5 protein-coding genes are annotated in these 4593 nt (G+C 70.0%); all 5 read left to right on the forward strand.

Annotation, left to right across the window (positions count from 1 at the left end):
- Positions 1 to 1326, forward strand: a 1326-nt coding sequence (locus tag EGM46_RS14325; RefSeq protein ID WP_125100800.1) for a sensor histidine kinase, incomplete at its 5' end; no start/stop codon positions are given.
- A complete protein-coding gene (locus tag EGM46_RS14330) occupies positions 1323 to 2030 on the forward strand; it encodes a response regulator transcription factor (RefSeq protein ID WP_125100801.1) in 708 nt (235 codons plus the stop codon). The genes EGM46_RS14325 and EGM46_RS14330, both read left to right, overlap by 4 nt.
- 226 nt (positions 2031 to 2256) lie before the next feature.
- Positions 2257 to 3150, forward strand: a complete 894-nt coding sequence (locus tag EGM46_RS14335; protein WP_125100802.1) for an ABC transporter substrate-binding protein — start codon at positions 2257 to 2259, stop codon at positions 3148 to 3150.
- A 19-nt stretch (positions 3151 to 3169) separates the two neighbouring features.
- Positions 3170 to 4207 carry an amino acid ABC transporter permease gene (locus EGM46_RS14340; RefSeq protein ID WP_125100803.1) on the forward strand — a complete coding sequence of 346 codons (1038 nt, stop codon included), beginning with the start codon at positions 3170 to 3172 and terminating at the stop codon, positions 4205 to 4207.
- 23 nt (positions 4208 to 4230) lie between these two features.
- The coding region (locus EGM46_RS14345) for an ATP-binding cassette domain-containing protein (RefSeq protein ID WP_164512924.1) at positions 4231 to 4593 on the forward strand (363 nt) is incomplete at its 3' end.

The raw sequence follows: 4593 nt of genomic DNA on the forward strand, positions 1-4593 counted from the left end.
GGGCCGCTGCTCACCTGGCTGCTCTTCACGATGCGCAGCCCGGAGTCGATCACCGGCGACGTGCTGAGCTATCAGCTGCTCGTCGTGATCGTCGCGCTGGTCGGTGGGCTGTGGCCGGCGCTCTTCGCCGCGGTGCTCTCGGGCATCACCCTTGATTTCCTGTTCATCGCGCCGCTGTTCACGGTCACGATCACCGACCCGCTGCACGTGGTCGCGCTGCTGCTCTACACGACCATCGCCGCGCTCGTCAGCGTGGTGGTGGATCGCGCGGCGCGCGCCGCGCGAGTGGCCCGCCGTGCCGCCGCCGAGTCCGAGCTGCTGCAGACGGTCGCCGGCAGTGTGCTGCGCGGCGATAGCGCGGTCGAGGCGCTCGTCGATCGCGCGCGCGAGGCGTTCGCGCTGCGCGGGGCGCGCCTCGTCGAGGGCGGGGAGACGGTGGCGGCATCCGGGGTGCAGGACGGTGAGGTGACGAGCCGGCTTCCGGTGGGCGAGCGCGGCGAGCTGCTGCTCTTCGGCGGCGATCTGCCGGCCTCCGAGCAGCGCCTGCTCGCGGTCATCACGGCGCAGTTGGCCGCCGCGCTCGAGCATCAGCGGCTCGCCGAGACGGCGAGCGAGATCGCGCCGATCGCCGCGTCGGACCGGGTGCGCGGCGCGCTGCTCTCCGCGCTCAGCCACGACCTGCGGCGCCCGCTCGCCGCGGCGACGACGGCGGTGGGTGGCCTGCGGACCGCGGGATCCGCGCTCACGGCGGAGGATCGCGGCGCGCTGCTCGACACCGCCGACGAGAGCCTCACGGCGCTCACCGCGCTCGTCACCGATCTGCTCGACGTGAGCCGGCTGCAGGCCGACGCGCTCACCATCCACACGGCGCCGCTCGATCCCGCCGACGTCGTCGGTCCCGCGCTCGACGAGCTGGGGCTCGGCCCCGCGGCGGTGGAGCTCGCGCTCGAGCACGGTGAGCGGCAGGCGAGCACGGATCCCGTGCTGCTCCAGCGCGTGCTCGTGAACCTGCTCGCGAACGCGACGCGGTTCGCGCCGCGCGGCAGCCTCGTGCGCATCGCGACGAGTACCTTCGCCGACCGCGTCGAGGTGCGCGTCATCGACCACGGGCCGGGGATCCCCGCCGCGCGCCGCGACGAGGTGTTCGTGCCGTTCCAGCGGCTCGGCGACACCGACAACGGCACCGGCCTAGGCCTCGGCCTTGCGCTCTCGAAGGGGTTCGTCGAGGCGATGGGTGGCACACTGGAGCCCGAGGACACCCCGGGCGGGGGCCTCACGATGGTCGTCTCGCTCGCGGCGGCCCCCGAACCGGAGGGACGCGCGTGAAGATCCTGATCGCCGACGACGATCCGCAGCTGCTTCGCGCGCTTCGCATCACGCTGACCGCGCAGGGCTACGCGGTGCTCACCGCGGTCGACGGCGCCTCCGCGATCAGCACCGCGATCGCCGAGCACCCCGAACTGCTCATCCTCGACCTCGGCATGCCGAACCTCGACGGGGTCGAGGTGATCCACGCCGTGCGCGGTTGGTCGCAGGCCCCCATCCTCGTCGTGTCGGGCCGCGCCGGCACCGCGGACAAGGTCGACGCGCTCGACGCTGGCGCCGACGACTACCTCACGAAGCCGTTCTCCGTGGAGGAGCTGCTCGCGCGCGTGCGCGCGCTGACGCGCCGCCTGCCGCAGCAGCAGGAGGGCGCGGCCCCGCCCTCGCTCGTCGTGTCGCTCGGCGACATCACGATCGACCTCGCCGCGCGCAGCGTGATCGACGCGGCGGGGGGCGGGCGGCGCCAGATCCGGCTCACGCCAACGGAGTGGCAGGTACTCGAGCTGCTGCTGCGCAACCCGGGCAAGCTCGTCACCAGGCAGACGCTCCTCACCCACATCTGGGGGAGCGAGCACGTCACCGACACCGGCTATCTGCGGCTCTACATCTCGCAGCTGCGGAAGAAGCTGGAGCGCGATGCGAGCGCGCCGCGATTCCTCATCACGGAGCCGGGGATGGGGTACCGGCTGGAGCTCGACGAGGGCTGACGCGCGTGCGTCACCAGAACGTTATCCGCGATCCCGGGCACCTGCCCGCCGAGAATTCGCGCGATTCCGGCCATTCTTCCGCAGGATCAAGCCTCCGTATGGAGCCGGGTAGAGACTCTGTAGTTGAGTGGTGCGGTGTGCGCAGTACACTCAGAGCGACATCACGCAACGAAGCGACGTCCACTCAGAAGTGAGTGTGCGCGAGGCTTCCCCATTGGAGAACTCAATGAAGATTCGATACGCGCTCCCCGCGCTCGCCGCCGCCGCCCTCCTCACCCTCACCGGGTGCACCAACTCCGACGGGGCGACGGAGAAGCCCTCGGACGAGGCCGCAGCCGGCGCGATCGCCGTCGACGAGGCTGCCGCTGGCCTCCTCCCCGCCGAGATCGCTGACTCCGGCGTGCTCCGCATCGGCACCGACGCTGAGTACCCGCCGAACGAGTACAAGGACGCCGACGGCAAGCCCGTCGGCTGGGGCGTTGAGCTCGCCGAGGCCGTCTCCGCGAAGCTCGGCCTCACGCCCGAGTGGGAGATCCTCGGCTTCGACAGCATCATCCCGCGCATCCAGGAGGCCGCGCTCGAGATGGGCTCCTCCTCGTTCACCGACACCGTCGAACGCCAGCAGTCGGTCGACTTCGTCAACTTCCTGAACGCCGGCACCACCTGGGCGGCGCCGGTCGGCTCCGACGTCGACCCCGACAACGCCTGCGGCCTGACGGTCGCCGTGCAGGCGACCACGGTGCAGCACACCGACGAGCTGCCCGCGAAGTCGAAGGCGTGCACCGACGCCGGCAAGGAACCGATCGAGATCCTGCCGTTCGACGGGCAGCCCGAGGTCACCACGGCGGTTGTGCAGGGCCAGGCTGACGCCTTCTCCGCCGACCTCCCCGTGACGGGCGACGCGGTGAGCAAGCTCGAGGGGCAGCTCGAAGAGGTCGGCGAGGTCTTCGACGCCGCGCCGTACGGCTTCGCGACCCAGAAGGACAGCGACACCACGAAGGCGGTCCAGGCGGCGCTGCAGTCGCTCATGGACGACGGCACGTACCTCGAGATCCTCACGAAGGCCGGTATCGAGTCGGGTGCGCTGACTGAGGCCACCATCAACGCCGGCGAGAACTAGCCGGGAACGCGATACCGCAATGTCCGATACGCCCTCGCGGGCTGCGGGGCCGAGCGCCCCGCAGCCCGAGGTCACGCACCAGTCCGCTGCCATCGAAGCGATCCGCCTGCGCCACCCGTGGCGCTCCGTGTTCGCCACGGTGCTCATCATCATCGCCGCGCTGTTCATCTACGACGCGGCGTTCAACCGGCCGGTGTACAACTGGCCCGAGGTCGGCAAGTACCTCTTCGACACGCGGGTCGTCTCCGCGATCGGCTACACGCTGCAGCTCACCATCTACTCCATGATCATCGCCGTGCTCCTCGGCGTCGCGCTCGCGGTGATGCGGCTCTCCCCGAACCCCGTGGTGCGGGCGGTTGCCTGGGTGTACCTGTGGGTATTTCGCGGCACCCCGGTGTACGTCCAGCTCGTGTTCTGGGGCATGGTCCCCGTCGTGTACAAGACCATCGACCTCGGGATCCCGTTCACCGACGCGATGATGTCGATCACCACGAAGGACCTGCTCTCGTACTTCACGCTCGCCGTGATCGGGCTCGCGCTCAACGAGGCGGCGTACATGGCCGAGATCGTGCGCGCGGGGCTCCTGTCGGTGGACAAGGGCCAGGACGAGGCGGCCGTCGCGCTCGGCCTCGGCTGGTGGCACACGATGACGCGAGTCGTCCTGCCGCAGGCGATGCGGGTCATCATCCCGCCGACCGGCAACGAACTCATCTCCATGCTCAAGACCACCTCGCTCGTCACCGCGGTGCCGTTCACGCTTGAGATCTTCACGCGCACGCGCGACATTGCGGCCGTCACGTACCAGCCGGTCCCGATGCTCATCGTCGCGTCGTTCTGGTACCTCGTGATCACCTCGATCCTGATGGTGGGCCAGTACTACCTCGAGAAGCACTTCGCGAAGGGCGCAGGCCAGCGCGCGGACGTGATGAAGCCCACCGTGGAGACCGCGGCGATCGGCGTCGTCGGCGTGGACGGCTCGACGCCGATCGTTGAGGAATCAGGCGGCCGCAGGCGCATCGTGCCGCCGGTCCAGGGACCAGGGGGAGGCCTCCAGTGAACCAGCACGCAACCGACACCCCCATGGTGCGCGCCGAGGGCGTTTCCAAGGCCTACGGCTCGAACCTCGTCCTGAAGTCCATCTCGCTCGAGGTGCAGCGCGGCGAGGTGCTCTGCCTGGTCGGCCCGTCCGGCTCGGGGAAGTCCACCTTCCTGCGCTGCATCAACCACCTGGAGACCATCAACTCCGGGCGGCTCTCGGTCGACGGTGAGCTCGTCGGCTACCGCCAGCAGGGCGAGAAGCTGTACGAGATGCACCCGCGCGAGGCGGCGAAGCAGCGGCGCGACATCGGCATGGTGTTCCAGCGCTTCAACCTGTTCCCGCACATGACCGCGCTCGAGAACGTGATGCTCGCGCCGACCCTCCTCAAGAAGAAGGACCGGGCA

Origin of the sequence: Leucobacter chromiireducens, assembly GCF_003917135.1 — a bacterium.
Lineage (GTDB): Bacteria > Actinomycetota > Actinomycetes > Actinomycetales > Microbacteriaceae > Leucobacter > Leucobacter chromiireducens_A.

Bases quoted from the DNA above. Each gene is read 5' to 3' on its own strand.
- EGM46_RS14335 (WP_125100802.1), top strand. From the start codon at position 2,257: ATGAAGATTCGATACGCGCTCCCCGCGCTCGCCGCCGCCGCCCTCCTC.
- EGM46_RS14340 (WP_125100803.1), top strand. From the start codon at position 3,170: ATGTCCGATACGCCCTCGCGGGCTGCGGGGCCGAGCGCCCCGCAGCCC.